Source organism: Janibacter melonis (assembly GCF_003721155.3).
In the GTDB taxonomy this organism is placed as follows: Bacteria; Actinomycetota; Actinomycetes; order Actinomycetales; family Dermatophilaceae; genus Marihabitans; species Marihabitans melonis.
In genome coordinates, this window is sequence record NZ_CP044548.2 from 1,816,177 (window position 1) to 1,839,507 (window position 23,331).

The 23,331-nt window shown below is 74.3% G+C and carries 24 protein-coding genes; 4 read left to right on the forward strand and 20 right to left on the reverse strand.

From position 1 onward, the window contains the following. Positions 1 to 236 precede the first annotated feature (236 nt). Genes EEW87_RS08580 through EEW87_RS08595 form a run of 4 tightly spaced genes read right to left on the reverse strand, consistent with a single transcriptional unit; the run spans position 237 to position 3,933 of the window. Positions 237 to 914, reverse strand: a complete 678-nt coding sequence (locus tag EEW87_RS08580) for a TetR/AcrR family transcriptional regulator (RefSeq protein ID WP_068277624.1) — start codon at positions 912 to 914, stop codon at positions 237 to 239. A gap of 10 nt (positions 915 to 924) precedes the next feature. Further along, the gene (locus tag EEW87_RS08585; RefSeq protein WP_068276974.1) at positions 925 to 1,956 is read right to left on the reverse strand and encodes a phosphotransferase family protein; all 1,032 of its coding nucleotides are present in this window, start codon (positions 1,954 to 1,956) and stop codon (positions 925 to 927) included. Between the two features lie 22 nt (positions 1,957 to 1,978). After that, positions 1,979 to 3,202, reverse strand: a complete 1,224-nt coding sequence (locus EEW87_RS08590) for an acyl-CoA dehydrogenase family protein (protein ID WP_068276973.1) — start codon at positions 3,200 to 3,202, stop codon at positions 1,979 to 1,981. A gap of 56 nt (positions 3,203 to 3,258) precedes the next feature. Continuing rightward, positions 3,259 to 3,933, reverse strand: coding sequence for an HAD family hydrolase (locus EEW87_RS08595; protein ID WP_123092271.1), 675 nt, complete (start codon positions 3,931 to 3,933; stop codon positions 3,259 to 3,261). 72 nt (positions 3,934 to 4,005) lie between these two features. On the opposite strand from EEW87_RS08595, the gene EEW87_RS08600 reads away from it, so the two are divergent. After that, positions 4,006 to 5,394, forward strand: coding sequence for an MFS transporter (locus tag EEW87_RS08600; protein WP_240341571.1), 1,389 nt, complete (start codon positions 4,006 to 4,008; stop codon positions 5,392 to 5,394). Continuing rightward, entirely contained in the window at positions 5,391 to 6,206 is an 816-nt protein-coding gene (locus EEW87_RS08605; RefSeq protein WP_123092272.1) for an enoyl-CoA hydratase-related protein, read from the forward strand. Before EEW87_RS08600 ends, EEW87_RS08605 begins: the two co-directional genes overlap by 4 nt. 3 nt (positions 6,207 to 6,209) lie before the next feature. On the opposite strand, the gene EEW87_RS08610 is transcribed toward EEW87_RS08605, so the two are convergent. From EEW87_RS08610 to EEW87_RS08620, 3 genes are read right to left on the reverse strand one after another with little or no spacing between them, the layout of a single operon-like run. Next, entirely contained in the window at positions 6,210 to 6,791 is a 582-nt protein-coding gene (locus EEW87_RS08610; protein WP_123092273.1) for a methylated-DNA--[protein]-cysteine S-methyltransferase, read from the reverse strand. Beyond that, positions 6,788 to 7,252, reverse strand: a complete 465-nt coding sequence (locus EEW87_RS08615) for an RNA polymerase sigma factor (RefSeq protein WP_123092274.1) — start codon at positions 7,250 to 7,252, stop codon at positions 6,788 to 6,790. The genes EEW87_RS08610 and EEW87_RS08615 overlap by 4 nt, the downstream gene beginning before the upstream one ends. 2 nt (positions 7,253 to 7,254) lie before the next feature. Continuing rightward, complete coding sequence (locus EEW87_RS08620; RefSeq protein WP_225985126.1) at positions 7,255 to 7,794, reverse strand: methylated-DNA--[protein]-cysteine S-methyltransferase; 540 nt, start codon at positions 7,792 to 7,794, stop codon at positions 7,255 to 7,257. Between the two features lie 99 nt (positions 7,795 to 7,893). On the opposite strand from EEW87_RS08620, the gene EEW87_RS08625 reads away from it, so the two are divergent. Further along, positions 7,894 to 8,883: an NADPH:quinone oxidoreductase family protein gene (locus EEW87_RS08625; protein WP_225985125.1), complete on the forward strand. Its 990-nt coding sequence runs from the start codon at positions 7,894 to 7,896 to the stop codon at positions 8,881 to 8,883. A gap of 6 nt (positions 8,884 to 8,889) precedes the next feature. On the opposite strand, the gene pepN is transcribed toward EEW87_RS08625, so the two are convergent. The 3 genes from pepN to htpX are packed head-to-tail and all read right to left on the reverse strand — an operon-like array spanning position 8,890 to position 12,878. After that, positions 8,890 to 11,355, reverse strand: a complete 2,466-nt coding sequence (gene pepN, locus EEW87_RS08630) for an aminopeptidase N (protein WP_123092276.1) — start codon at positions 11,353 to 11,355, stop codon at positions 8,890 to 8,892. 27 nt (positions 11,356 to 11,382) lie between these two features. Further along, positions 11,383 to 12,012 carry a class I SAM-dependent DNA methyltransferase gene (locus EEW87_RS08635; protein WP_123092277.1) on the reverse strand — a complete coding sequence of 210 codons (630 nt, stop codon included), beginning with the start codon at positions 12,010 to 12,012 and terminating at the stop codon, positions 11,383 to 11,385. After that, positions 12,012 to 12,878 (reverse strand): zinc metalloprotease HtpX, encoded by an 867-nt coding sequence (htpX, locus tag EEW87_RS08640; RefSeq protein ID WP_068276942.1) that lies wholly within the window; start codon positions 12,876 to 12,878, stop codon positions 12,012 to 12,014. Before htpX ends, EEW87_RS08635 begins: the two co-directional genes overlap by 1 nt. Positions 12,879 to 13,044: 166 nt before the next feature. Here htpX and EEW87_RS08645 point away from each other — a divergent pair, with 166 nt between their 5' ends. Continuing rightward, the gene (locus EEW87_RS08645; RefSeq protein WP_123092278.1) at positions 13,045 to 14,568 is read left to right on the forward strand and encodes a M28 family metallopeptidase; all 1,524 of its coding nucleotides are present in this window, start codon (positions 13,045 to 13,047) and stop codon (positions 14,566 to 14,568) included. A gap of 68 nt (positions 14,569 to 14,636) precedes the next feature. Here EEW87_RS08645 and EEW87_RS08650 read toward each other — a convergent pair whose 3' ends face one another. From EEW87_RS08650 to EEW87_RS08695, 10 genes are read right to left on the reverse strand one after another with little or no spacing between them, the layout of a single operon-like run. After that, entirely contained in the window at positions 14,637 to 16,124 is a 1,488-nt protein-coding gene (locus EEW87_RS08650) for a proton-conducting transporter transmembrane domain-containing protein (RefSeq protein WP_123092279.1), read from the reverse strand. Beyond that, positions 16,121 to 17,635 (reverse strand): complex I subunit 4 family protein, encoded by a 1,515-nt coding sequence (locus EEW87_RS08655; RefSeq protein ID WP_123092280.1) that lies wholly within the window; start codon positions 17,633 to 17,635, stop codon positions 16,121 to 16,123. Before EEW87_RS08655 ends, EEW87_RS08650 begins: the two co-directional genes overlap by 4 nt. Then, positions 17,632 to 19,389, reverse strand: coding sequence for an NADH-quinone oxidoreductase subunit 5 family protein (locus EEW87_RS08660; protein WP_123092281.1), 1,758 nt, complete (start codon positions 19,387 to 19,389; stop codon positions 17,632 to 17,634). The genes EEW87_RS08655 and EEW87_RS08660 overlap by 4 nt, the downstream gene beginning before the upstream one ends. Further along, a complete protein-coding gene (nuoK, locus tag EEW87_RS08665; protein ID WP_068276927.1) occupies positions 19,386 to 19,694 on the reverse strand; it encodes an NADH-quinone oxidoreductase subunit NuoK in 309 nt (102 codons plus the stop codon). Before nuoK ends, EEW87_RS08660 begins: the two co-directional genes overlap by 4 nt. Next, positions 19,691 to 20,206, reverse strand: coding sequence for an NADH-quinone oxidoreductase subunit J (locus EEW87_RS08670; RefSeq protein WP_123092282.1), 516 nt, complete (start codon positions 20,204 to 20,206; stop codon positions 19,691 to 19,693). The genes nuoK and EEW87_RS08670 overlap by 4 nt, the downstream gene beginning before the upstream one ends. Then, positions 20,199 to 20,738, reverse strand: coding sequence for a 4Fe-4S binding protein (locus EEW87_RS08675; RefSeq protein WP_123092283.1), 540 nt, complete (start codon positions 20,736 to 20,738; stop codon positions 20,199 to 20,201). The genes EEW87_RS08670 and EEW87_RS08675 overlap by 8 nt, the downstream gene beginning before the upstream one ends. Beyond that, positions 20,735 to 21,700: an NADH-quinone oxidoreductase subunit NuoH gene (gene nuoH / locus EEW87_RS08680; RefSeq protein ID WP_123092284.1), complete on the reverse strand. Its 966-nt coding sequence runs from the start codon at positions 21,698 to 21,700 to the stop codon at positions 20,735 to 20,737. The genes EEW87_RS08675 and nuoH overlap by 4 nt, the downstream gene beginning before the upstream one ends. After that, complete coding sequence (locus EEW87_RS08685; RefSeq protein ID WP_123092285.1) at positions 21,693 to 22,223, reverse strand: NADH-quinone oxidoreductase subunit C; 531 nt, start codon at positions 22,221 to 22,223, stop codon at positions 21,693 to 21,695. The genes nuoH and EEW87_RS08685 overlap by 8 nt, the downstream gene beginning before the upstream one ends. Then, positions 22,216 to 22,836, reverse strand: a complete 621-nt coding sequence (locus tag EEW87_RS08690) for an NADH-quinone oxidoreductase subunit B (RefSeq protein WP_123092286.1) — start codon at positions 22,834 to 22,836, stop codon at positions 22,216 to 22,218. Before EEW87_RS08690 ends, EEW87_RS08685 begins: the two co-directional genes overlap by 8 nt. Beyond that, positions 22,836 to 23,192, reverse strand: coding sequence for an NADH-quinone oxidoreductase subunit A (locus tag EEW87_RS08695; protein WP_123092385.1), 357 nt, complete (start codon positions 23,190 to 23,192; stop codon positions 22,836 to 22,838). The genes EEW87_RS08690 and EEW87_RS08695 overlap by 1 nt, the downstream gene beginning before the upstream one ends. Positions 23,193 to 23,331: the final 139 nt, after the last annotated feature.

The window sequence follows — 23,331 nt, forward strand, 5'->3', positions numbered from 1 at the left end:
TTCTCATGCTGACCCGGGGTTTATCGGGTGACCCGAGAAACTTGAGAAAGGTGAGGCCTGGCCTGGGGCTCGAGGTCTGCGGACGACCACGAAGGGGGGTCCGCCGGCTCGGCAGACCCCCCTTCGCGCGTCTGCGTGACCGCTCAGCAAGAGAAACCCCGGCTTCGCACGAGTTTCTTACTCATGCGGACCCGGGGTTTATCGGGTGACCCGAGAAACTTGGGACAGGTGAGGTCTCAGTCGGCGCGCAGCTCGGGGGAGGTGAGGCCGAGGGCGTTCGTCCACAGGCGGGTGGCGGTCTCGACGAGGTCGTCGACCCGCTCCTCGTCGTCGATGACGAAGACGTCGTAGGCGAGGCGGGCGATCATGCCCGAGAGGGCCTTGGCTGCCATCTCCGGGTCGACCTGGCGGTCGGCGAGGCCGCGGGCCTGGAGGTCGGAGATGGCGCGGGCGTTGCGGGTGACGAAGGCCGCGGACCGGGCCCGGCGCATCTCGCGGAAGCGCGGGTCCACCGCCGAGACCTGCTGGAGCAGCTGGTTGAGCCGGGCGTTGCGGCGGTAGGCCTCGAAGTAGGCGCGGTTGCTCGCCCCGATGATCGCCACCGGGTCGTCGCTCGTCTCGATCCGGCCGGTGCCCGGGTGGAGCATGTCGCTCTGCGCCTCGTGCAGGACCGCCGCGAAGACCTCGTCCTTGCTGTCGAACCACGTGTAGAAGCTGCCGATCGAGCACTTCGCCTCGGCGACGATGTCGACGAGGCGCGAGTCGACGTAGCCGTCGCGCTCGAAGACCGTGCGCGCCGCCCGCACGAGGTTGTCGCGGGTGCGCTGCCCACGCGCGGTCTGCGGCTGGGTGCCCAGGCGCTGCGGGTCGACGAGGTCGGGCACCTCGGTGCCGGTGTCGCTGTCGCCGGGCATGGCAACCACCCTAGTGCTCCTCGTCGAGCACGAGGTGGGCGTAGCTGACGAGCTCGTCGACCGTCTGGGCGGGGATCGCCCCGGCCGCGGTGAGGTTGCGCGGGTCGTCCTGCTGACGGCGGCGCACGCCCTCGAGGATGATCGCGAGCTTCCACAGCCCGAGCCCGTGCCAGAAGGTCACCGCGCCCACGTCGCGCCCGCTGCGCGCCGCGTAGTGCTCGACGAGCTCGTCGCGGGTGGCGAAGCCCGGCACCGTCGAGGCGTCGAAGCGCATCGTCGGCGGGTCGCCGGGCATCGGCCAGTAGGCGAGCAGGGTGCCGAGGTCGGCGAGCGGGTCGCCGAGCGTGCACAGCTCCCAGTCGAGGATCGCGCGGACGGCGGCGTCCTGCGGGTCGATGATGACGTTGCGCAGGTGGCTGTCGCCGTGGACGAGCGCCACCTCGCCCGGGCCGGGGTCGCGCTCGACCAGCCGCTGCGTGAGCGACTCGAGCTCGGGCAGCTCGCGGGTGCGCGAGAGCTCCCACTGCTGCGACCAGCGGCGCAGCTGGCGCGCGCCGTACGGCTTGTGGCTGGCCAGGTCGGCCAGGCCGACGGCCTCGAGGTCGACCTCGTGGATGCTCACGAGGGTCTCGACGAGGCTGAGACCGACCCGGTGACGCGCCTGCGGCGAGAGCAGCTCGGCGTCGGAGCGGTCGTCGAGGACCGCCCCGTCGACGAAGGACACGGCGAGCACCGGCACGTCGGCGACCGCGGGGTCCTCGCACAGCCCGTGCACGACGGGCACGGGCACGTCGGTGCCCTGCAGCGCCGAGAGGATCCGGTGCTCACGGGCCACGTCGTGGGCCGAGGCGAGCAGCTCGCCGAGGGGCGGGCGCCGCAGGACGACCCGCTCCCCCGTCGCGTCGGTGACGAGGAAGGTGAGGTTGGACTGGCCGAGACCGACCCGCGCCACCTCCAGCGGCGGGGTCACCCCCGCCCGCTCCTGCAGCCACCGTCCGACGGCCTCGGCGTCGAGACCCTCGACCTCGGCGTGCTCGCTCATCGCGTCCCTCTCGTCCTGCGCCTCAGCGCTTCCGACCCCACTCGGGGCTGCGCCGGCGGTACTCGCGCCGTGCGATGGTCATCTTGTGCACCTCGTCCGGCCCGTCGGCCAGACGCAGCGTACGCATGTGGGCGTACCACATGGCCAGCGGGAAGTCATCGCTCACGCCACCGCCGCCGTGCACCTGGATCGCCCGGTCGAGGACCTTGAGCGCGACGTTGGGGGCGGCGACCTTGATCGCGGCGATCTCGGTGCGGGCCTGCTGGTTGCCGACCGTGTCCATGAGGTAGGCCGTCTTGAGCGTCAGCAGGCGGACCATCTCGATGTCGATGCGCGACTCGGCGACCCAGTCCTGGACGTTGCCGCGGTCGGCGACCGGCTGGCCGAAGGTGACGCGCGACTGGGCGCGGTCGATCATCATGTCGAGCGCGCGCTCGGCGACGCCGATGGCACGCATGCAGTGGTGGATGCGACCGGGGCCGAGACGGGCCTGGCTGATCATGAAGCCGTCGCCCTCGCCGGCGAGCAGCGCCTCGCGGGGCACGCGGACGTCCTCGAAGACGACCTCGGCGTGACCCTCGCGGTCCATGTAGCCGAAGACGGGCAGCCCGCGCACGACGCGCACGCCCGGGGTGTCGAGCGGGACGACCATCATCGACTGCTGGCGGTGGGTCGGGGCGTCCGGGTCGGTCTTGCCCATGACGATGAGCACCTTGCAGTTCTTGTGCAGGGCGTTCGAGGTCCACCACTTGCGGCCGTTGATGACGTACTCGTCGCCGTCGCGGACCATCGAGGTCTCGATGTTCGTCGCGTCCGAGCTCGCGACGGCCGGCTCGGTCATCGCGAAGGCGGAGGCGATCTTCCCGTCGAGGAGGGGGCGCAGCCAGCGCTCCTTGTGCTCGTCGGTGCCGAAGAGGGTGAGCACCTCCATGTTGCCCGTGTCGGGCGCGTTGCAGTTGATCGCCTCGGGCGCGATCTCGAGGCTGCGGCCGGTGATCTCGGCGAGGTGGGCGTACTCGAGGTTGGTCAGGCCCGGGCCCCACTCGGGATGGGGGTGGAAGAGGTTCCACAGCCCCCGGCTGCGCGCCTCGGCCTTGAGGTCCTCGAGGACCTGCGGGTGGTGGTTGGCGTCGCCGGACGCGGCCATCTGCTCGCGGTAGACCGGCTCGGCCGGGTAGACGTGCTCGTCCATGAAGGCGAGCAGCTTGTCGCGGTACTCCTGGCCGCGCTCGCTGAGTTCGAACATCGTGACCGTCCTTGGGTGTGGTGGGTCGAAGGGGGCGTCGAAGGGGTGTCGCGTGGTCAGGGGGTCGCCGGGACGGGCAGCCCGAGGCTGCGCCGCACCTGCGGGGCGGAGAGCGCGGCGTCGCGGTGGTGGACGCCGAGGACTCCGAGGCGGGCCGCGCCGGCGAGGTTGTGCTCGAGGTCGTCGACGAGCACGCACTCCTGCGGCGCGACGCCGAGCCGCTCGCAGGCGATGGTGTAGATCCGCCGCGAGGGCTTGCGCACGCCGACCCGGCCGGAGATCACGGCGACGTCGAAGAGCTCGTCGAGGTCGACGCGGTCGTAGCAGCCGCTGCCCAGCGAGTTCGACACGAGCGCGACGGGGATGCCGGCGGCCCGGACCTCGCGGACGAGGTCGATCATCGCGGTGTCGAGCTCCATGTGGGCGTCGAGGGTGGCGAGCAGGCTGCGGTCGGGCAGGTGCCCGCCGGCGCGCACGACCGCGGCGCCGAGCGCCTCCTCGAAGCCGGCGTCGTCGAGCCGGCCCTCCTCGTGCTCGACGAGCGCGCTGCGCGCCTGCTCGTCCTGCGTGAGCAGGCGCAGGGCCTCCCCCTTCGCCAGCCCGCACTCCTGGCTGAGCGCGGCGAAGGCGTCGAGGACCGGGCTGGTGAGCACGCCGCCGAAGTCGACGAGCAGGGCGGTGCGGGTGACGCCCTCGTCGAGGACGCCTGGGGTGGTCGCGGCGCTCGTCATCGTGTCTCCTTCGCGGTGAGGTGACTCAAGGTATACTTGAACTCTGATTCAGATTCAACTGCGGGAGGTGCGGTGAGCGTCGAGCCCTCGACGTCGGTGCCGACGCGCCGCGACGGCCTGGCGACGGCCCTCGCCGTGCTCTTCGGCGTCACCGGTCTGGGCAGCGCGGCCGTCGCCGTCGTCCTGCCGGTCCTCGCCGCGGACCTCGACCTCACCCCGGGCCGGGCGACCCTCGTCGTCAGCTGCTACTCCCTCGCCCTCGCCGTCGGCAGCGCCGTGTACGGCCGGCTCGGCGACATCCTCGGCATCCGCGGGCCGCTCGTCGTCGGCATCGCGATCATGGTCACCGCCGCGTGCGCCGGGGCCCTCACCGACTCGCTGCCCGCCCTCGTCGCGGCCCGGGCGCTGCAGGGCCTGGGCGCCGCCGCGGTCCCCGCACTGACCCTCGCCGCGGTCCAGGCGGTCTTCGAGGGGGACTCGCGGGCCCGCGCGATGGCGACCTACGCGGCCGTCGGGGCGACGGTCAACGCGCTCGGGCCGGTCGTCGGCGCGATGCTCGTCGAGCCGCTCGGCTGGCGGCCGGTCGTCGCGATCCCCGTCGCCACCCTGCTCCTGCTCCCCGTCGTCTGGCGCGACCTGCCGACCCGCCGCCAGCCCGGCGCCACCCTCGACGCCGCAGGGGCCGCGCTCGTCGCCGTCGCCGCCGTCGGGGCCGTGCTCGCGCTCCAGGCCGCGACCCTCGGCGTCGTCGTCGCCCTCGTCGGGCTGGTCTGCCTCGTCGTCGCGCTGCCCGTCGTCGTCCTGCGCTCGCGGCGGCGCCCGGACGGCATCGTCCCGGCCGTGATGATCGCCGACCCCGCCTCGCGGCGCAGCCTCATCACCGCGATCAGCCTGTCGTCGGCGTGGTTCGGCATGCTCGTCGCGGTCCCGACGACGCTCGTCGGCGAGGGGTGGTCCGGCGTCTCCGTCGGACTGCTCCTCGTGCCGTGCGCGGCGGCCGGCCTCGTCGCCCCGCGGATCACCGGGCCGGCGCTCGTGCGTCTCGGCCCGGCGCGGGGCCAGCTCGTCGCGACCCTCGGCACCGCCCTCGCGCTGCTCCTCGCCACGCTCGGCGTCGGCCTCGTCTCCCCCGCCCCGCTCGTCGCCGCGACCGTCGTGCTCATCGTCTCCTTCGGCCTGGGCCAGCCCGCGATGACGACGCTCGTCGCCGACGCCGTCCCGCTCGCCTCGCGCGGCGGCGCCCTCGGGCTGCTCACCCTCGTCTTCCTCATGGGCGGCAGCCTCGGCGCGGCCGCCGTCGGCGGGCTCGGCGACGCGATCGGGCTCACCTGGGCCCTGCTCGTCGTCACCGTCCTGCCGCTGAGCGCCGCCCTCGCCTTCGCCACCCTGCCCACTACCCGACCCGACCGGCCCGCGGACCCGCCGCGCGCCGGCCCCTCCCCGACCCAGGAGATCTCGTGACCCAGACCGACACCGACCACGTCCTGCTCGACCTCGCCGACGGGGTCGCGACGATCACCCTCAACCGGCCCGACCGGCGCAACGCGATGTCGACGGCGATGATCGAGCGCCTCGGCGAGCTGCTCGAGCAGGCCGAGTCCGACCCCGCGGTCCGCGTCGTCGTCCTCACCGGCGCCGGGCGCGCCTTCTGCGCGGGCGGCGACGTCCAGCAGTTCGACGAGGACGGGGGCGAAGGGGGCGGCGCGAGCGAGGTCGACGAGGAGGCCGTCGCGGCGCAGATCCGCCACCAGGAGGCCACCGTCGGGCGCATCCACGCCTACGCGAAGCCCGTCATCGCCTCGCTGCCGGGCGCGGCCGCCGGCGCGGGACTGGGTCTCGCCCTGGCCGCCGACCTGCGCATCGGCACCCCGCGCACCGTCATCGCGACCGCCTTCGCCACCGTCGCGCTCTCGGGCGACTTCGGGGTCGCGTGGCTGCTCGACCGGCTCGTCGGCCCCGCGCACGCCCGCGAGCTCATGCTGCTCAACCCGCGCCTGGACGCCCAGGCCTGCTCCGACCTCGGGCTGCTCACCCAGGTCGTGCCCGAGGACGAGCTCGAGGCCGCGACGGCGCAGCTCGCCCGGCGGCTCGCCGACGGGCCGGCGCTCGCCCTCGCCCACATCCGCAGCAACCTGCGCGAGGTGCCGACCCAGAGCCTCACCGAGGCCATGCGCACCGAGGTGCGCCGGCACAAGGAGACGGGGCTGACCGCCGACCACGTCGAGGCGGCCCGCGCCTTCGTCGAGAAGCGTCCCCCCGTCTTCGGGCGCTGAGCCTCAGGCCTCGAGGGCGAGCAGGTCGCGCTTGGCCTGCTCGCCGCCGCGGTAGCGACCGGTGCCCCCGTCGGAGCGCACCACCCGGTGGCAGGGCAGGACGAGCGGCAGCGGGTTCGTCGCGCACGCCGTGCCGACGGCGCGCACCGCCCGCGGCCGGCCGACGAGGCCGGCGACCTCGCCGTAGGACGCAGTCCGGCCGTACCCGATCCGGGGCAGGGCCGAGACGACCTCGCCGCGGAAGCCGGTCGCGAGCGAGAGGTCGAGGGCGAGCTCGAAGACCTCGCGCCGCCCGTCGAGGTACTCCTCGACCTGCTGGGCGGCGATGTCGAGACGGCCCGGGCTGCGCAGCACCCGGGGACTGACCCGTGTCGCGACGTCGACGAGCACGGCCTCCTCGCCCTCGGTCGCACCGAAGCCGATCCGCACGAGCCCGCGCGGGGTGGCGGCGAGGACGAGCGGGCCGAGCCGGCTGTCGACGACGCGGTAGGCGACGTCGAGGTCGCCCGTGCGACCGGCGCGGGTGACCAGACGCGAGTGGAGACGGTCCATCGTCTCGGCGTCGACCTGAGGGGTGGTGCTCATCGGATCTCCTTGGCTCGCAGCGAGCGCAGCCCGTCGGAGGCGGCCCGTCGGGCCGCGGCCTCGGTGCCGCCGGTGAGAGAGGCGATCTGCGCGAAGGCGAGACCGCCGAGGTAGCGGTAGGTGATGACCTGGCGCTGCTTGGTCGGCAGCTCCGCGACGTGACGCCACACCCCTTCGTCCCGCGGCTCCACGGGCGGCAGCGCGATCTCGGGCAGCCGCTCGGAGGGCGCCGCCCGGCGGGCCCGGGCGCGCAGCTGGTCGAGGCACTTGCGGCGGGCGACGACGGTGAGCCAGGCCCGGGGGTCGAGGTCGTCGGGCAGGTCGGGCCAGGCCCGCAGGGCCGCGAGGAAGGTCTCGCTCCACGCGTCCTCGGCCTCGCTGCCGCCGACGATCGCGGCGCAGACGTGCAGGACGTGGGGGCCGTGCTCGCGCACGACGGCCTCGAAGGGGGTGGTCGCCATGGTCAGAAGAGTGCCCCACGCGAGGCGGGGCCCGGCTCCTCGAGCTCGAGGAGCGCCCGCTTGCGCTCGATGCCGCCCGCGTACCCGGTGAGGCTGCCGTCGCTGCCGACGACGCGGTGGCACGGGACGACGACGGAGACCGGGTTGGCCCCGACGGCCCGGCCGACGGGCTGCGCCGAGGTGCCCAGCCGGGCGGCGATCTGCCCGTAGGTCGTCCGCTCGCCGTAGCCGATCTCGCGCAGCACCGCCCAGACCCTGCGGTAGAAGTCGCCGCCGCGCAGCTCGACCGGCAGGTCGAAGTCGCGCCGCTCCCCGGCGAGGTACTCCTGCAGCTGGCGCGCCGTCTCGGCGACGAGCGGCTCGCCCGTGCGGCGCGGCCCGAAGGTCGCGACGTCGGGCAGGGTCCAGTGCCCCGGGAAGTAGATGCCGAGCAGCACGTCGTGCTCGTCCGCGGCGCCGTCGGCGACCGTGCCGACGACGACGGTCAGCTCGCCGAGACCGGTCCGGACGAGCTCGTGGCGCACCTGCCCCGTCGTGGTCATGGTGGTGATCATGCCCCCAGGACGTCCGTCCGCCCGGATGTGTGAGATCGACCGCGCCCGGGGGCGTCGGCGGGGTCGCCGCGGCTAGCGTCGCGGCCCATGAGCATGCGCGCGTGGCAGGTCGTCCGGCACGGCACCCCGGAGGAGGCGCTGCACCTCGGCGAGGTGGCCGTGCCCGACCCCGGGCCGGGTCAGGTGCGGGTCGCGGTGCGTGCCGCGGCGGTGAACTTCGCCGACACCCTCCTGTGCTCGGGCGAGTACCAGGTGCGCCCCGAGCTGCCCTTCGTGCCGGGCCTGGAGGTGTGCGGCGTCGTCACGGCGGTGGGCGAAGGGGTGAGCACCCCCGCCGTCGGCGACCGCGTCCTCGGCATGACCGCGCTGCCGCACGGGGGCTTCGCCGACGAGGCGCTCATGGACGCGGCGACCGCGTACCCGGCCCCGGCCTCGCTCACCGACGCCCAGGCGGCAGCCTTCGTCATCAGCCATCACACCGGGTGGCTCGCGCTGCACCGGCGCGCGGCGATCCGACCCGGCGAGCACCTGCTCGTGCACGCCGCGACCGGCGGTGTCGGGTCAGCCGCGGTCCAGCTCGGGCGGGCGGCCGGCGCGCACGTCATCGGGGTCGTCGGCGGGCCGCAGAAGGCCGACCTCGCCCGGCGGGTCGGGTGCGACGTCGTCGTCGACCGGCGCAGCGAGGACGTCGCGGCCGCCGTGCTCGAGGCGACCGGCGGGCACGGCGCCGACGTCGTCTACGACCCGGTCGGCGGGCCGGCCTTCGAGGCGAGCACGCACTGCGTGGCGCTCGAGGGCAGGATCCTCGTCGTCGGCTTCGCCTCCGGCACGCGCCAGCAGGCGCGGCTGAACCACGCGCTCGTCAAGGGCTACTCGGTCCTCGGTCTGAACGTCGGTCGCTACCGCGAGGAGCTGCCCGACGTCGTGCGCTCATGCCACGCCGCGCTCGTCGAGATCGCCGACGCCGGCCACCTCGACCCGCTCGTCGGGACGGCTCACCCCTTCGCCGAGGTGCCGCAGGCGCTCGCCGCGATCGCCGGCGGCACGACGAGCGGACGCCCCGTCGTCGTGCCCTGAGCCGGGTCAGGCGCCGTAGCGCGCCCGGGAGCGCACGACCTCCTCGAGCTGCGACTGCTGGTCGACGACCGCACGCCGCACCGTCGGGTCGAGGTCGTCGCGCGCGAGGCAGGCCTGCGAGAGGGCGAGGGTCTCGGGCGTGCCGAAGCGCGAGGGGTAGGCGATCGAGGCGACCCGGGCGAGCGCGCTGTCGCCGAGGTGGCCGGCCATCGCCGGCACGTCCTCGAAGTACCGCGCGACGTAGGGCTCGACGAGGGAGCGGTCCGCCGGCCCCCAGAAGCCGGACGCGACCGCGACGAGCTCGTAGTTGCTCAGCGAGCGGTCGGTCGTCAGGGACGCCCAGGCCTGCGCCTTCGCCTCCGGGGTCGGGATCGCCGCACGCGCCGTGAGGGCACCGAGGTTGCCCGCCATCGTGCGGTCCTGCTCCTGTGCCGCCGCGACGCCGTCGGCGTCGAGCAGGCCGCGGCGGGCGAGCTGGCCGAGGACCACCCAGCGCAGGTCGGCGTCGTCCTCGAGCCCCTGCGGCAGGCCCTCGCCGTCGGCCCACGGGCGCAGCCGGCCCTCGACGTCGTCGGTGGTGCGGGCGACGAGCCGGGCCGCGTGCAGGGCGCGGCTGCTGCCCGGCTCGGCGTCGGCGAGGATGCGCTCGCCGAGAGCGGCCATGCGGGCACGGGCCGGGGCCTCCTCGGCCGGCGGCAGGTAGGAGCGCACGACCGTGCCGGTGAGGTGCATGCCCACCGAGGCGAGGACCGAGTCGTCGCTCTCGTGCGGCAGCGCGACCTCGGCGAGGTCGACGAGCAGGCGCGGGTCGACGAGGCCGAGGGCGAGCTGGTCGCGCAGCCCGACCCAGACGACCGCGCGGGTCTGCGCGTCGGTGACCGCCGGCAGCTCGCTCGTCAGGGCCGCCAGGCTGCGCTCGTCGAGCAGCCCGGTCGCCCAGGTGAGGTCGGCGGCGTTGGGCACGACGAGCGGCGCCGTCGTGTCGAGACCGGGCAGCGGGGTGGCGTCGTCGGTCGCCGTGAGCTCGACGCGCGAGGTGAGCGACCCGCCGCTCCACGTCGCGACGTCGAGGGCGTGCGGGCGCTGCGCCGGCTGCTCGGCGGGCGGCGTGCGCACGAGCTGCGCGGTGGCCCGGTCGACGGCGAGCGCGTCGACCCCGGCGGTGCTCAGCCAGGCCTGCGCCCAGTCGGCGAGCGAGCGGCCCGACGCGCGCTCCATCGCGGCGAGGAAGTCGGCGAGCTCGCCGTTGCCGAAGGCGTGGGCGCCGAGGTAGTCACGGATCCCCGCGAGGAAGGCGTCGTCGCCGATGTAGGCGATGAGCTGACGGATGACGGCGGCCCCCTTCGCGTAGGAGATGCCGTCGAAGTTCGCGAGCGCGGAGCGGGCGTCGGGGGCGGGCGACCCGGCGACCGGGTGGGTCGACGGGGAGCGCTCGGCGGCGTAGCCCCACGCCTTGCGGGTGGCGGTCGAGTCGACCCAGGCGTCCTCGAAGTCGGTCGCGGCGACGAGGCAGCGGTGCGCCATGTACTCGGCGAAGGACTCGTTGAGCCACAGGTCGTCCCACCACCGCATCGTCACGAGGTCGCCGAACCACATGTGCGCCATCTCGTGGCTGATGGTGTTCGAGCGGGTGAGGACCTCGCTGCGGCTCGCGGCGCCCCGGAAGAGGTAGGAGTCGCGGAAGACGACGCACCCCGGGTTCTCCATCGCCCCGGCGTTGAACTCGGGCGCGAAGACCTGGTCGTAGTCGTCGAAGGGGTAGCGGATGCCGAAGATCGAGTGGAAGTAGTCGAAGCTCGCGCGGGTCACCTCGAGCATCTGCGGGGCGTGCCGCTCGAGCTCGGCGCGCAGCGAGGCGCGGCCGTGCAGGCCGAGCCGGATGCCGTCGTGCTCGGCCGTGACGCTGGCGTAGGGCCCGGCGCACACGGAGACGAAGTACGTCGCGAGCGGCTGGGTGCGACGCAGGTGCCACACCCCCTCGACCAGCGTCGCCCGGCCGTTGCCGATGACGCTCCAGCCCTGCGGGGCGCGCACCGTCATCGTGTACGGAGCCTTGAGGTCGGGCTGGTCGACGCACGCGAAGACCGTCGGCGCCGCGTCGAGGAAGAGGTGTCCGTAGACGTAGTCCTGCCCGTCCGCCGGGTCGGTTGCGCGGTGCAGCCCCTCGCCGTCGTGGCTGAAGGCCATCGTCGCCTCGACCTCCACGACGTGGTCGCCGGCGGTGAGGGTCAGCGGGTAGCGGCGCTCGGCCTGGAGCGCGACGTCGAGCTCGACGCCGTCGAGGCGGATCGCGTGCAGGCTCACCGGGTCGACGTCGACGAAGGTCTGCCCGTCGCCGCTCGCCCGCAGGTGCAGCCGGGTGACCGACCCGAAGTGCTCGGCCCCCTGGTCGAGGTCGAGGTCGACCTCCATGTCGGTGACCTGCAGCAGGTCGGCGCGGGCTCGGGCTTCGGCGAGGGTCAGCGAGGGCACGGGCCCATCGTGTCAGGCGGGCACGGGTCAGGCGGGCGCGCGCGCCACGAGGAGGAAGAGCGGGTACTCGCGCTCGTGGCCCGGCTCCCCCTTCGTCATCGTCGTCGCGGTGCTCGTCGAGACCTCGACGAAGCCGGCCTCGCGGACCGTCGCCTCGAGCTCGGCGCGCTCGAAGCCGGTGTGACCGGCGAAGCCCTCGCCGTGGAAGCTGCCGTCCTCGCGGTCGAGGTCGGACACGGCGAGCCACCCGCCGGGCACGGTGAGCTCGCGCAGCGCGCGGAGCACGGCCGGCACGTCGCTCACGTGGTGCATGGCCTGGAGGCTGACGACGACGTCGTAGCGCTCGTGCGGCACGGGGTCGGTGAGCAGGTCGAGCCACACGGCGCGGACGTCACCGGTGATCTCGCCCGTCGCGACCCGCTCCTGGGTGAGCCGCGTCATGCCCTCGGAGGCGTCGGCGAGGGTGATCGAGGCGACCCGGTCGGCCAGGGCGCGGCCGAGCAGCCCGGTGCCGGCGCCGTAGTCGAGCAGCCGTTCGTCCCCGCGCAGCGGCACCGCCGTGACGACGGCCTCGGCGACCCGCTGCGCGCGGGCCACCTTGTCGGGCTGGTCCCACTGCGCGGCCTGCTCGTCGAAGTACGCGCTGTCGTAGCCCATCAGCGGATGTCGTGCCCGTAGGCCATGGCCTCGAGCCGCGCGATGCGGTCCTTCATCGGGGGGTGGGTCGCGAAGAAGCGCGAGACGTCGCCGGCGCGGAAGGGGTTGGCGATCATGAGGTGCGAGCTGCTCTGCAGCTGCGGGGTGGGCTGCAGCGGGGCCTGGGCGACGCCGGACTCGAGCTTCCGCAGCGCGGAGGCGAGTGCGAGAGGGTCGCCGGTGAGGCGCGCCCCGTCCTCGTCGGCGTCGTACTCGCGGGTGCGGGTGATCGCCATCTGGATGAGCATCGCGGCGAAGGGGGCGAGCAGCGCCATCGCGATCATCGCGATCGGGTTGGGCCGGTCCTCGTCGCTGCCACCGCCGCCGAAGAAGAGGGCGAACTGCGCGACCGAGGAGATGACCCCGGCGAGCGCCGCGGCGACCGAGCCGGTGAGGATGTCGCGGTTGTACACGTGCATGAGCTCGTGGCCGAGCACACCGCGCAGCTCGCGCTCGTCGAGGAGGTGCAGGATCCCCTCGGTGCAGCACACGGCGGCGTTCTTGGGGTTGCGGCCGGTGGCGAAGGCGTTCGGCGCGGCCGTCGGCGAGATGTACAGGCGCGGCATCGGCTGGTTCGCGCGCTGCGAGAGCTCGGCGACGATGCGGTGCATCTCGGGGGCCTCCTGCGGCGAGACCTGCCGGGCGCGCATCGAGCGGATGGCGATCTTGTCGGAGTTCCAGTACCCGACGAAGGTCATGACGACGCCGACCATCGCGAAGAGCCAGATGAAGCGGCCGCCCCCGACGAGCCCGCCCATGAGCAGCAGCAGCGCCCAGATCACGCCGAAGAGGGCGGCGGTCTTCAGCCCGTTGTAGTGCTTGTGCATACCCGGTCAACGCCGCTCGACCGGCGGAAAGTTCCCCGGTCCCCGTCGTCAGGTCACGAGGAGGTCACGATCGCCGACCGGTGTGGTGGCCCCCCTCCTGCGCCACTACCTTCCGAGCCACGACCGGTCAGCGTGGCCCGGTCGACCCACCGAGAGGTAGATCATCGTGAGATCAGCACGACAGGCAGCCGTCACCGCGGCCGCCGCGACTGCAGCACTCGCCGTCTCGAGCTTCGCGGCCTCACCGGCCCAGGGCGCGGCGAACCCGAACAACTCCGCGAAGATGCGCCAGGCCGTCACCGTCGACGGCGTGATGCGTCATCTCCAGGCCTTCCAGGACATCGCAGACGCCAACGGCGGCAACCGCGGCGCCGGCACGTCGGGCTACGAGGCGAGCGGTCGGTACGTGGAGCAGAAGCTCCGCGCGGCCGGCTGGACCACCGAGCGCCAGTACTTCCCCTTCGTCTACGAGCAGACCCGCAGCACGAGCCTGACGGAGATCTCGCCCGACGCCCGCACCGTCGAGAACATCCCGATGTCGTACAGCCAGCCCACCCCGGTCGGCGGCGTCACCGGTCAGCTCGCGGCTCCCTCGGTGGCCACCGGGTGCGTCGTCGGCGACTACGCCGGGGCCGACCTCACGGGCAAGATCGCGGTCGTCAGCCGTGGCGCCGGGTGCTCCTTCGCGCAGAAGGCCCAGGTCGCCAAGAGCGTCAACGCGAGCGCGATCATCATCTACAACAACACGACGGGCGCGCTCAACGGCACGCTCGGCGGGATCGACCCGACGACGGCCCCGGCGACCGGTGTCACCCAGGCCGAGGGCCAGGCGATCCTGGCGAAGATGGCGCGCGGTCCGGTGACCATGCGCTTCGTCCTCGACAAGACGATCGAGGAGCGTCAGACCTTCAACGTCATCGCCGAGACCCCGACCGGTCGCGACGACAACGTCGTCATGATGGGCGCGCACCTCGACAGCGTCGAGGACGGCCCGGGCATCAACGACAACGGCTCCGGCACGGCCGGCGTCCTCGAGACCGCCATCCAGCTCGGCAAGGTCAACAAGCTCAACAACAAGGTGCGCGTCGCCTTCTGGGGCGCGGAGGAGCTCGGGCTGCTCGGCTCGACGGAGTACGTCGCGGACCTGCAGGAGAACGACCCCGCAGAGCTGAAGAACATCGCGACGTACCTCAACTTCGACATGATCGGCTCGCCGAACTACATCATCGGCGTGTACGACGCGGACCAGTCGACCTACCCCGCGCCGGGCGTCGTGCCTCCGGGCTCGATCGAGACCGAGGACGTCCTCACCGACTACTTCGACAGCGTCAAGCAGCCGTGGGTGGACACCGAGTTCTCGGGCCGCAGCGACTACAAGGCCTTCATCGACGCGGGCATCCCCGCCTCGGGCCTCTTCACCGGTGCCGACGGCACGAAGACCCCGGCCGAGGTCGAGAAGTTCGGCGGCACGGCCGGCGTCATCTACGACCCGAACTACCACACGCCCGCCGACGACATCACCAACGTCAACCGGCGCGCGCTCGACATCATGAGCGACGCGATCGCGCACTCCGCGATCACGCTCGCCCAGTCGACGGAGAAGATCAACGGCAAGCGCAGCAACGGCAAGTCGGGCAAGCCCGCGAAGCCGGCGCCGAGCGTCCTGCCGGAGGGTCGCACCGCGGCCTGACCGCGGACGACCCAGCACGCGCGACGCCCCGGGCCAGGTGGCCCGGGGCGTCGTCGTGCGTGGGGTGGCTAGAGAAGCAGCGCGGGGGCGAGCGAGGTGACGACGACGAGCGCCGCCGCGACGAGCGCGACGACCGGCGCGGCACCGCGCCGGCCGGTGACGACCTCGACCGCGTCGTCGGAGAGGTCGTCCTCGGGGCCGTCGGGCTGCACGAGAGCGGTCGGCACCGGACGGAGGGCGACCGCGAGCCAGCGCAGGTAGACGGCCAGGGCGACGACGGCACCGACGACCGCGGCGCCCGCGAGCCACCAGGACCCGGCGGTGACGACGGCGTCGAGGACGACGACCTTCGCGAGCAGGCCGACCAGCGCGGGCGGCAGACCGGCGAGGGCGAGCAGCCCGGCGGCCAGGGAGAGACCGACGAGGGGGTCGCGGCGCAGCAGGCCCGTGTGGTCGACGAGACGGGTGCCCGTGGCGGCGACCGCGGCGAGGACGGCGACGACCGCGACGACGTAGACGGCGAGGTACCCCGCCGCCGGGGCGCTCCCGCCGACCGACGCGGCGGCGGCGACCCACCCGCCCTGGGTGACGCCGGACCACGCGACGAGGCGCAGGAGGTCGTCCTGGCGCCAGGCCATGACGGCGCCGAGCACGAGGCTCACCGCGGCGAGCACGCCGAGGGCCAGGCGCGGGCCGGGCAGGTCCGCCCGTCCGACCGCCTCGACGACGACGAGGATCGCGCCGAGACCACCGGTCACGGAGACCCCGGCGAGCGCGGTCGCGACAGCGGGTCCGCCACGCTCGTAGGACAGCGGCGCCCACAGGTGCACGGGCACGAGCGCGAGCTTGAAGCCGGCGGCGAGGACGAGCAGCACGCTCGCCGCCGTGAGCGCGGCGCGCTGGGGCTCGGCGAGAGCGCCGAGCGCCGTCCCGTCGGTGGTCGTGCCGTCGAGGAGCAGGGTGCCGGTGCTCACGACCCACAGACCGGCACCCAGCGCCGCGAGGGCGAAGGACAGGACCGCGGTGACGAGCAGGTCGAGCGCCGCCGAGCCGCGCGCTCGCACGGAGCGCAGGGCGAGGACGGCGACGAAGGGGAGGGTGGCGAGCTCGAGACCGACGAGCCAGCTGCCGAGGTCGCGGGCCCCGAGGGTGACGGCCGCACCGGCGGCGCCGGCGAGCACCCCGGCGACGACCGCGACGTCGTCGCTCGCGTCGTCGTTCGGGTCCCCTGCCCCCCGCGCTGCCAGCAGGAGCGCGAGCGCGGCTCCGGCGGCGAGCAGGGTCACCGCCTGGAGGGTGCTCCCCGCCGGGCTGACGTCGACGAGGCACGTGCTGCCGGCAGTGCTCGTGCCCGGTGGCAGGCAGAGGCTGCGGGCGTCGTCGGCGAGCCGGCCCACGACGGCGCCCACGACGCCGACGAGCAGACCGAGGCCCGCGGCCGCGCCGAGCGGGCCGCGACGGCCAGGCAGCACGAGGTCGACGACGAGGACGAGGACGGCGGCCAGCGCCGGCCCGAGGACCGGCAGGAGTGGCAGCCAGGAGATCTCGACGCTCATCGGACCACCCCGGGCAGCGCGTCGAGGACGGGCGTGGTGAGCGAGGTGACGACGCCGGGCGCCACGCCGAGCACGACGGTGAGCACGGCGAGGACGACGAGCACGAGCAGGTCGGCGCGCGGCACGACGACGCCCGCGCCCTCCGGGTCGCTCCCGGTCGCGCTCACGCCGTGGCTCGCGTCGCCGAGCCACACGGCGCGCACGGCGCGCACGGCGTAGGCGCCGCCGAGGGCGGCCCCCGCAGCGGCGAGGACGGCGAGCACGTCGTAGGCGGCCTGGGGCCGGTCGGTCGCGGGCTGCCACGCGGAGACGAGTGCCCCGAGCTCGCCCCAGAAGGGCGCGAGCCCCGGCAGGCCGGCACCGGCGGCGAGCCCGACGAGGAGGAGCACCCCGAGCCGGGGGTGGGTGTCGCGCAGGGCGGCCCGGTCGCGCAGCAGGCCGCTCCCCCACCCCGAGCGCAGCACACCCACGACGGCGAAGAGCAGCGCAGACACGACGCCGTGGGCGAGGTTCCCGAGCACCGCGGCGACGACGCCGGTCCGGGTGCCGGTCGACAGCGCGAGGACGACGAAGCCCATGTGCGCGACGGAGGACCAGGCGACGAGCCGCTTGAGCTCGAGCTCGACGAGGCAGACGAGCCCGCCCCAGAGGATGCCGACGACACCGAGCACGCCGAGCACCGGCGCGATCTGCGCGAAGCCGTCGGGCACGGTCGCCAGCGGCAGCCGGATGAGCCCGTACGTGCCGAGCTTGAGCAGCACGGCCGCGAGCAGCATCGACCCGGCGGTGGGTGCGCTCGAGTGGGCGACGGGCAGCCAGGAGTGCAGCGGCCAGACGGGCACCTTGATCGCCAGCCCCGCGGTGAGCAGACCGGCGACGAGCAGCTGCTGGCCGCTCGTCAGCCCGCTGCCGGCCGTCGCCGCGAGCGTCTCGAGGTCGGAGGTGCCGGACAGCCGGACGAGCAGGAGCACGCCGAGCAGCAGCACGACCGAGCCGAGCCCGGTGGCGAGCACGAAGAGCCAGCCCGCCTCGCGGCGCGAGCGGGGGTCGCCGTAGCGGGTGATGAGCACCCACATCGGCACGAGCACGCACTCGAGCCCGACGACGAAGAGGATCGCGTCGCGCGCGGCGAAGGTGAGCAGCGCGGCGGCCGCGGTGAGCAGCAGGCAGGCGGCGAAGGTCCCCTCGCTCGCCTCCTCGCCCTCGCTGCCGTCGCCCGCGTCCGCCGGGCGCGAGCGGTGGACGAGCGCGGCGAGCGCCGTGACGAGCAGCGTGAGCGCCATGAGCGGCCCGGAGAGCCCGTCGACCGCGAGCGCGAGGCGCAGCCCGAGGGCCGGCAGCCACGGCAGGTCGACGGCCCCGCCGCCGGCCCACGCCACGACGAGGAGCACGAGCGAGACGAGCGAGGTGACGACGACGACCTGGGCAGACCGGCCGCGGCCCGCGCCGCCGATGAGGGCGACGGCGGCGACGACGGGCAGGGCGAGCGCCAGGGCGAGGACGAGGCTCATCCGAGCACCCCCGGCGACGCGGCGGGCTCGGTGAGCAGGACGACGAGGGTGGCCCCGAGGAGGAGCAGGAGCGCCAGCGCGACGAGCAGGGTGGCGCTGCCGGGCCGGCTGCGCCGGTGCGCGACCTCTCCGGCCCCGCCGAGCCCGGCGACGAGCCACCCGGCGCCGCGCACGTAGGTGCCGATGACGGCGTCGTCGACGAAGCGCACGAGCCGGGCGAGCGCGAGCACCGGTACGACGACCCCCGCGACGTAGACCCGGTCGGCGTGCAGCCCGGCGGCGGCGAGGCGGGAGGCGCGGCCCGTGCCGTCGCCGACGGGGTCCCGGTCGAGGCAGGCCCACGCGCCGGCGGCCCCGCCGAGCAGGACGAGCAGGGTGACGAGGAGGAGCAGGAGCAGCGAGGCGTGCCCCGCGGGGTCGAAGGCGCCGAGCCAGATGGCGATCGCGCCCAGCGTCGTGCCGGCGGCGAGGACGACGAGGACGGCGACGATCGCCGGCGGCATGACCGCCCGGGTGCGCGCCACCTCGTCGCGCCGGCCGACCGCGAGGACGACGAACGCCCGCGCGCTGTAGGCGGCGGTGAGCACGACGGTGAGCAGGAGCGCGCCGAGGACGAGGACCGGCAGCCACGCGGGCTCGCCGGACCGTCCCGCGTCACGGGTGGAGGCGAGGGCGACGGCGACGACGTGCTCCTTGCTCACCCCGCCGACGAGCACGGGCACCCCGGCGAGGGCGGCGAGCCCGAGGGCCCACGACACGAGCGCGACGGGGTGGCGTCGCGCCGCCCCGGTCAGACGCGTCGCCGCGGTCCCGCCGGCCGTCGTCGCGAGCCAGCCGAGGGTGAGGAAGAGCAGCGCCTTGAAGAGCGCGTGGCCGTACATGTGGGCCAGGCCCGCGCCGACCGCGCCGTGGTCCTGGGGACCGGCGCCGACGAGGGCGAAGGGGGAGAGCATGATCGCGACCTGGCTCACCGTCGACCACGCGAGGAGGCGCTTGACGTCGGCCTGCAGGGCCGCGAGGAGCGCGCCGAGGACCATCGTCGCCGACACGCTGAGGCCGAGCAGGACCCGCGCGCCGGTGGCCGACGCGAGCAGCGGGGCGAGCTGGGCGAGGAGCACGGTGCCGGCGGCCACCATCGTCGCGGCGTGGATGAGGGCCGAGGCCGGGGTCGGGCCCTCCATCGCGTCGGGCAGCCAGTCCGAGAAGGGCAGCTGCGCGGCCTTGCCGAGCACGCCGACGACGACCATGAGCAGCGCCCAGGTGACGAGCGGGGCGCCGAGCAGGCGTGCCCCGGTGCTCTGCCAGTGCTCGGTGATGCCCGCCAGCGAGGTCGTGCCCGCGCCCGCGACGAGCAGCGCGACACCGCTGACGAGCGCGATGTCGGCGGCCCGGGTGACGAGGTAGGCCTTGTGCGCCGCCCGGCGGGCGGCGGCCCGCCCGGAGTCGTGCCCGACGAGCAGGTACGAGCACCAGCCCATGACCTCCCAGCCGACGAGGCTGAGGACGAGGTCCCCGGAGAGCACCAGGAGGAGCATCGCCGCGCCGAAGAGCGTGACCGTGCTCTGGAAGGAGCGGCGTCGGGGGTCGTCGCGCAGGTACCACAGCGAGTACACCTGGACGCAGAGCGTGACGAGCAGGACGACGGCCGCGATGGTCAGCGTCGTCGCCGTGAGCGAGAGCGCGGGGTCGAAGGAGACGCTGCCGATCTCGGCGCCGGGCAGGGGGATCTCGCGTCCCGAGAGCGCGGCCCTCACCGGGCGTCCTCGTCGGCGGGACGGTCGAGGTCGACGTGGCCGCGGGCGCGGTAGGCGGCGACGAGGACGGCGAGCGCGAGGACGACCTCGGCCGCCGCGATGGTGATGACGAAGAGGGTGAGGACGTTTCCGCTCGCGGTCGTGTCCGGCCCGTGGGCGCCGGCGGTGACGAGGAGGACCCCGGCGGCGAGGAGCACGAGCTCGAGGGCGACGAGGACGAGCATCGCGTTGCGCCGGGCGAGCACCCCGTAGACCCCGACCCCGGCGAGGACGGACGCGACGACGACGGCGATCTGCGCGCTCATCGCCGACCACGCGTCGAGGTGCCGCGCTCCCGGGTGATCGCGAGCGCGGCGACGAGGGCGACGAGCAGGAGCAGCGAGAGCAGCTCGAAGGGCCACACCCACGTCCCGAAGACCTGGCTGGCGATCCCTTCGCTCGAGGCGGCCCGCGGCTCGCCCTCCTCCCACGACCGGGCGAGCGGCAGCAGGACGAGGAGGAGCAGACCGGTGGTCCCGAGCCCGGCGAGGGCGGCGACGACCCGCCGCGCGGGCGGGCCGCTGTGCTCGGCGAGGGGGCGAAGGGGTGAGCGCGTCACCATGAGCGCGAGGACGAAGAGGACGACGACGGCCCCGACGTAGACGAGGACCTGCACGAGCGCGACGAGCTCGGCACCGAGCGCGAGGTAGATGCCCGCGCCGCCGAGGAGGGCGACGACGAGCCAGAGGACGGCGCGCAGCAGCCGGGCCGAGGTGACGGCGCGGACGGCGGCGAGTACGGTGACAAGACCGAGGACGACGAGGGCGCTCTCAGCCACGTGCGCGACCTCCCCGCGCGGGCTTGCTCGCGGCGCTCACCTCGGACGCGGGCTCGGCGCCGGGGTCGAGCGGCGGCGGCGCGGGGGCGGTCTCGACCCACTGGCCGAGCCGCTCCTTCTCGTGGAGCAGGTCGCGGATGTCGCCCTCGGCGTACTCGAAGGCCGGGCTCCACAGCAGCGCGTCGAAGGGGCAGACCTCGACGCAGATCCCGCAGTACATGCACAGCGAGAAGTCGATGGCGAAGCGGTCGAGGACGTTGCGCTGACGGGCGCGGCCGCCGCCGGCCGGGGCCTCGACGGTCTCCTTGTGCGAGTCGATGTAGATGCACCAGTCCGGGCACTCTCGGGCGCAGAGCATGCACGAGGTGCAGTTCTGCTCGACGAGCGCGATGACCCCGCGCGAGCGGGCCGGCAGGTCCGGCGCGACGTCGGGGTACTCGGCCGTGCGCACGGGCGCGAGCATCTGCTTCGCCGTCGTCACCATGCCGGTGACGAGGCCGGGCACGATGCTGCGGTCTCCCTTCGGGCTCATGCGGTGACCACCACCCCGACGGCCGTCACGGCGAGCTGGAGCAGCGCGAGCGGGACGAGGCGCGCCCAGGCGAGGTGCTGCAGCTGGTCCTCGCGCAGCCGCGGCCAGCTGACGCGGACCCAGATGAGCACGAAGGCGACGACGCCGGCCTTCGCGAGCACCCACAGGACGCCGAGCGCGGGCACCGCGTCGACGCCGACGCCGCGCCAGCCGCCGAGGTAGAGCACGGCGAAGAGCACGGACATGACGACGATGCCGGCGTACTCGGCGAGCATGAAGAAGGCGAAGCGCAGCCCGGAGTACTCGGTCCACGGACCCATGACGACCTCGGAGTCGGCGATCGGGGCGTCGAAGGGGGGCCGCTGCAGCTCGGCGACCGCGGCGACGAGGAAGACGACCGCACCGACGACCTGCCAGAGCAGCCACGCCGGGTGCCACGCGAGGACGACCCCGCTCAGCGAGAGGCTGCCCGCCGCCATGGCGACGGAGGCGACGGCGAGGACGATCGGCAGCTCGTAGGAGATGAGCTGGGCGGCCGAGCGCATCGCGCCGATGAGGGCGTACTTGTTCGCGGAGGCCCAGCCGGCCATGAGGGTCCCGAGCGCGCCGACACCGGTGACGGCGAGCACGGCGAGGACTGAGCCGGGCACCTCGGCGAGCGCGCCGGCGGGGTGCATGGGGAGCAGGGCGATGGCGAGGACGTAGGGGACGAGGGCGACGGCGGGGGCGAGCCGGAAGACACGGCGGTCGGCGGCGGCGGGGGTGATGTCCTCCTTCTGGACGAACTTCACCCCGTCGGCGACGAGCTGGGCCCAGCCGTGGAAGCCACCGGCGTACATCGGGCCGAGCCGGCCCTGCATGTGCGCCATGACCTTGTGCTCGCCGTAGCCGACGACGAGCGGCAGGACGAGGACGGCGAGCAGCGCGCCGAGGCTGCGCGCGAGCACCTCGAGCTCACTCATCCTCGCTCCCCCACTCGGGCCCGGGCACCCCGGGCGCCTGGACGCGGCGCCGCGACGGCGAGCGCGTCGAGTGGCCCTCGCCGGGCTCCTTGCCGCCGGGCCAGGGCTTCGTCGCGCGGGAGGCGAGGACGAAGGACTTGCGCAGGGGGTGCCCCTCGAAGCCGGTGGGCAGGAGCAGCGGCCGCATCCCGAGCCCGGACCCGTCGTCGAAGCCCTCGACCTCGACGCCGAACATCTCGTGGGTCTCGCGCTCGTGCCAGGCCGCGCCGGCGAAGACGCCGGTGATGCTCGGCAGCGCCGCGCCGTCGGCGACGCGGGTGCGCAGCAGGAGGGTGCGCTGGTCACGCTCGGGCGACGGTGTCGGGTCGAGCAGGTGGCACAGGACGTCGAGGCCGGGCTTCTCGGCGTCGTCGTGCTGGTCGACGGCGCTCAACCAGTCGAAGAAGACGTAGCCCTGGTCGCGGGCGTCGCCGACGGCGCGCACCCACTCCTTGAGGGCGGCGGTGAGACGCACCTCAGTCATCGCTCGCCCCGCCGGGTCGGGCCGCTGGCGGCGAGACGAGCCCGCGCTGCACCTCGGCGGCGTCGGCGAGACGGTGGCCGGCGTACTTGCGGCGCAGCCCCTGGGTGCTCAGCTCCTCGGCGGCGATCCGCTCCTGGAGCCGCATGATGCCGTGGAGCAGCGCCTCGGGGCGCGGCGGGCAGCCCGGCACGTAGACGTCGACGGGCACGATCTGGTCGACCCCCTTCGTCACCGAGTAGCTGTCCCAGTAGGGCCCGCCGGAGTTGCTGCACGCGCCGAAGGAGATGACGTACTTCGGCTCGGGCATCTGGTCGTAGAGCCGGCGCACGGCCGGCGCCATCTTGTCGGTCACCGTGCCGGAGACGACCATGAGGTCGGCCTGACGGGGGCCGGGGGCGAAGGGGATGACACCGAGCCGCATGAAGTCGTGCCGGGACATCGACGCGGCGATGAACTCGATCGCGCAGCACGCGAGCCCGAAGTTGAAGACCCACAGGCTGTACCGGCGCCCCCACGAGAGGACGACCTTCATCGGGCGGGGCGCGTGGCCGCCGACGACACCGACGCGCGGCTCGTGCTCGCGGGGGCGGGGCATGGGCAGGTCGGTCGTCATCACGCCCACCTCAGCAGACCGCGGCGGGCGGCGTGGAGCAGGCCGACGAGGACGACCCCGATGAAGATGGCGACCTCGATCAGGCTCGCGACCCCGAGGTCGGTGCGCAGGACGAGCGCCCACGGGAAGAGGTAGACGGCGTCGACGGCGAAGATCACGTAGAGGTAGGCGTAGGCGAGATAGCGCACCTGCCCCTGGGTCCACCCGTCGCCGAGGGGGTCGACGCCGGACTCGTAGGTGGTGGTCTTCGCCGGCGTGGGGGCCGAGGGGGCGAGGAGACGGCGCGCTGTCCACGCCGCGACCACGAGCGCGATGCCCGCGAGCAGCGTCCCGGCGACGACGACATAGCCCTCCACCTGCCACACCCTAGTCACCGGTCCGCCGCCTCCTGGGCCGACACGTGGGGGCGCAGGCGGGGACAGGAGTGCGACGGGGTGGGGACAGCCCCACCGCACGTCGGGGTGGGCCCGCCATGGTGCGAGGAGCGGTGAGGAT

Bases quoted from the DNA above. Each gene is read 5' to 3' on its own strand.
- EEW87_RS08580 (WP_068277624.1), bottom strand. From the start codon at position 914: ATGCCCGGCGACAGCGACACCGGCACCGAGGTGCCCGACCTCGTCGAC.
- EEW87_RS08585 (WP_068276974.1), bottom strand. From the start codon at position 1,956: ATGAGCGAGCACGCCGAGGTCGAGGGTCTCGACGCCGAGGCCGTCGGA.
- EEW87_RS08590 (WP_068276973.1), bottom strand. From the start codon at position 3,202: ATGTTCGAACTCAGCGAGCGCGGCCAGGAGTACCGCGACAAGCTGCTC.
- EEW87_RS08595 (WP_123092271.1), bottom strand. From the start codon at position 3,933: ATGACGAGCGCCGCGACCACCCCAGGCGTCCTCGACGAGGGCGTCACC.
- EEW87_RS08610 (WP_123092273.1), bottom strand. From the start codon at position 6,791: ATGAGCACCACCCCTCAGGTCGACGCCGAGACGATGGACCGTCTCCAC.
- EEW87_RS08615 (WP_123092274.1), bottom strand. From the start codon at position 7,252: ATGGCGACCACCCCCTTCGAGGCCGTCGTGCGCGAGCACGGCCCCCAC.
- EEW87_RS08620 (WP_225985126.1), bottom strand. From the start codon at position 7,794: ATGACCACGACGGGGCAGGTGCGCCACGAGCTCGTCCGGACCGGTCTC.
- EEW87_RS08625 (WP_225985125.1), top strand. From the start codon at position 7,894: ATGAGCATGCGCGCGTGGCAGGTCGTCCGGCACGGCACCCCGGAGGAG.
- EEW87_RS08635 (WP_123092277.1), bottom strand. From the start codon at position 12,012: ATGGGCTACGACAGCGCGTACTTCGACGAGCAGGCCGCGCAGTGGGAC.
- htpX (WP_068276942.1), bottom strand. From the start codon at position 12,878: ATGCACAAGCACTACAACGGGCTGAAGACCGCCGCCCTCTTCGGCGTG.
- EEW87_RS08650 (WP_123092279.1), bottom strand. From the start codon at position 16,124: ATGAGCGTCGAGATCTCCTGGCTGCCACTCCTGCCGGTCCTCGGGCCG.
- EEW87_RS08655 (WP_123092280.1), bottom strand. From the start codon at position 17,635: ATGAGCCTCGTCCTCGCCCTGGCGCTCGCCCTGCCCGTCGTCGCCGCC.
- nuoK (WP_068276927.1), bottom strand. From the start codon at position 19,694: ATGAGCGCGCAGATCGCCGTCGTCGTCGCGTCCGTCCTCGCCGGGGTC.
- EEW87_RS08675 (WP_123092283.1), bottom strand. From the start codon at position 20,738: ATGAGCCCGAAGGGAGACCGCAGCATCGTGCCCGGCCTCGTCACCGGC.
- nuoH (WP_123092284.1), bottom strand. From the start codon at position 21,700: ATGAGTGAGCTCGAGGTGCTCGCGCGCAGCCTCGGCGCGCTGCTCGCC.
- EEW87_RS08685 (WP_123092285.1), bottom strand. From the start codon at position 22,223: ATGACTGAGGTGCGTCTCACCGCCGCCCTCAAGGAGTGGGTGCGCGCC.
- EEW87_RS08690 (WP_123092286.1), bottom strand. From the start codon at position 22,836: ATGACGACCGACCTGCCCATGCCCCGCCCCCGCGAGCACGAGCCGCGC.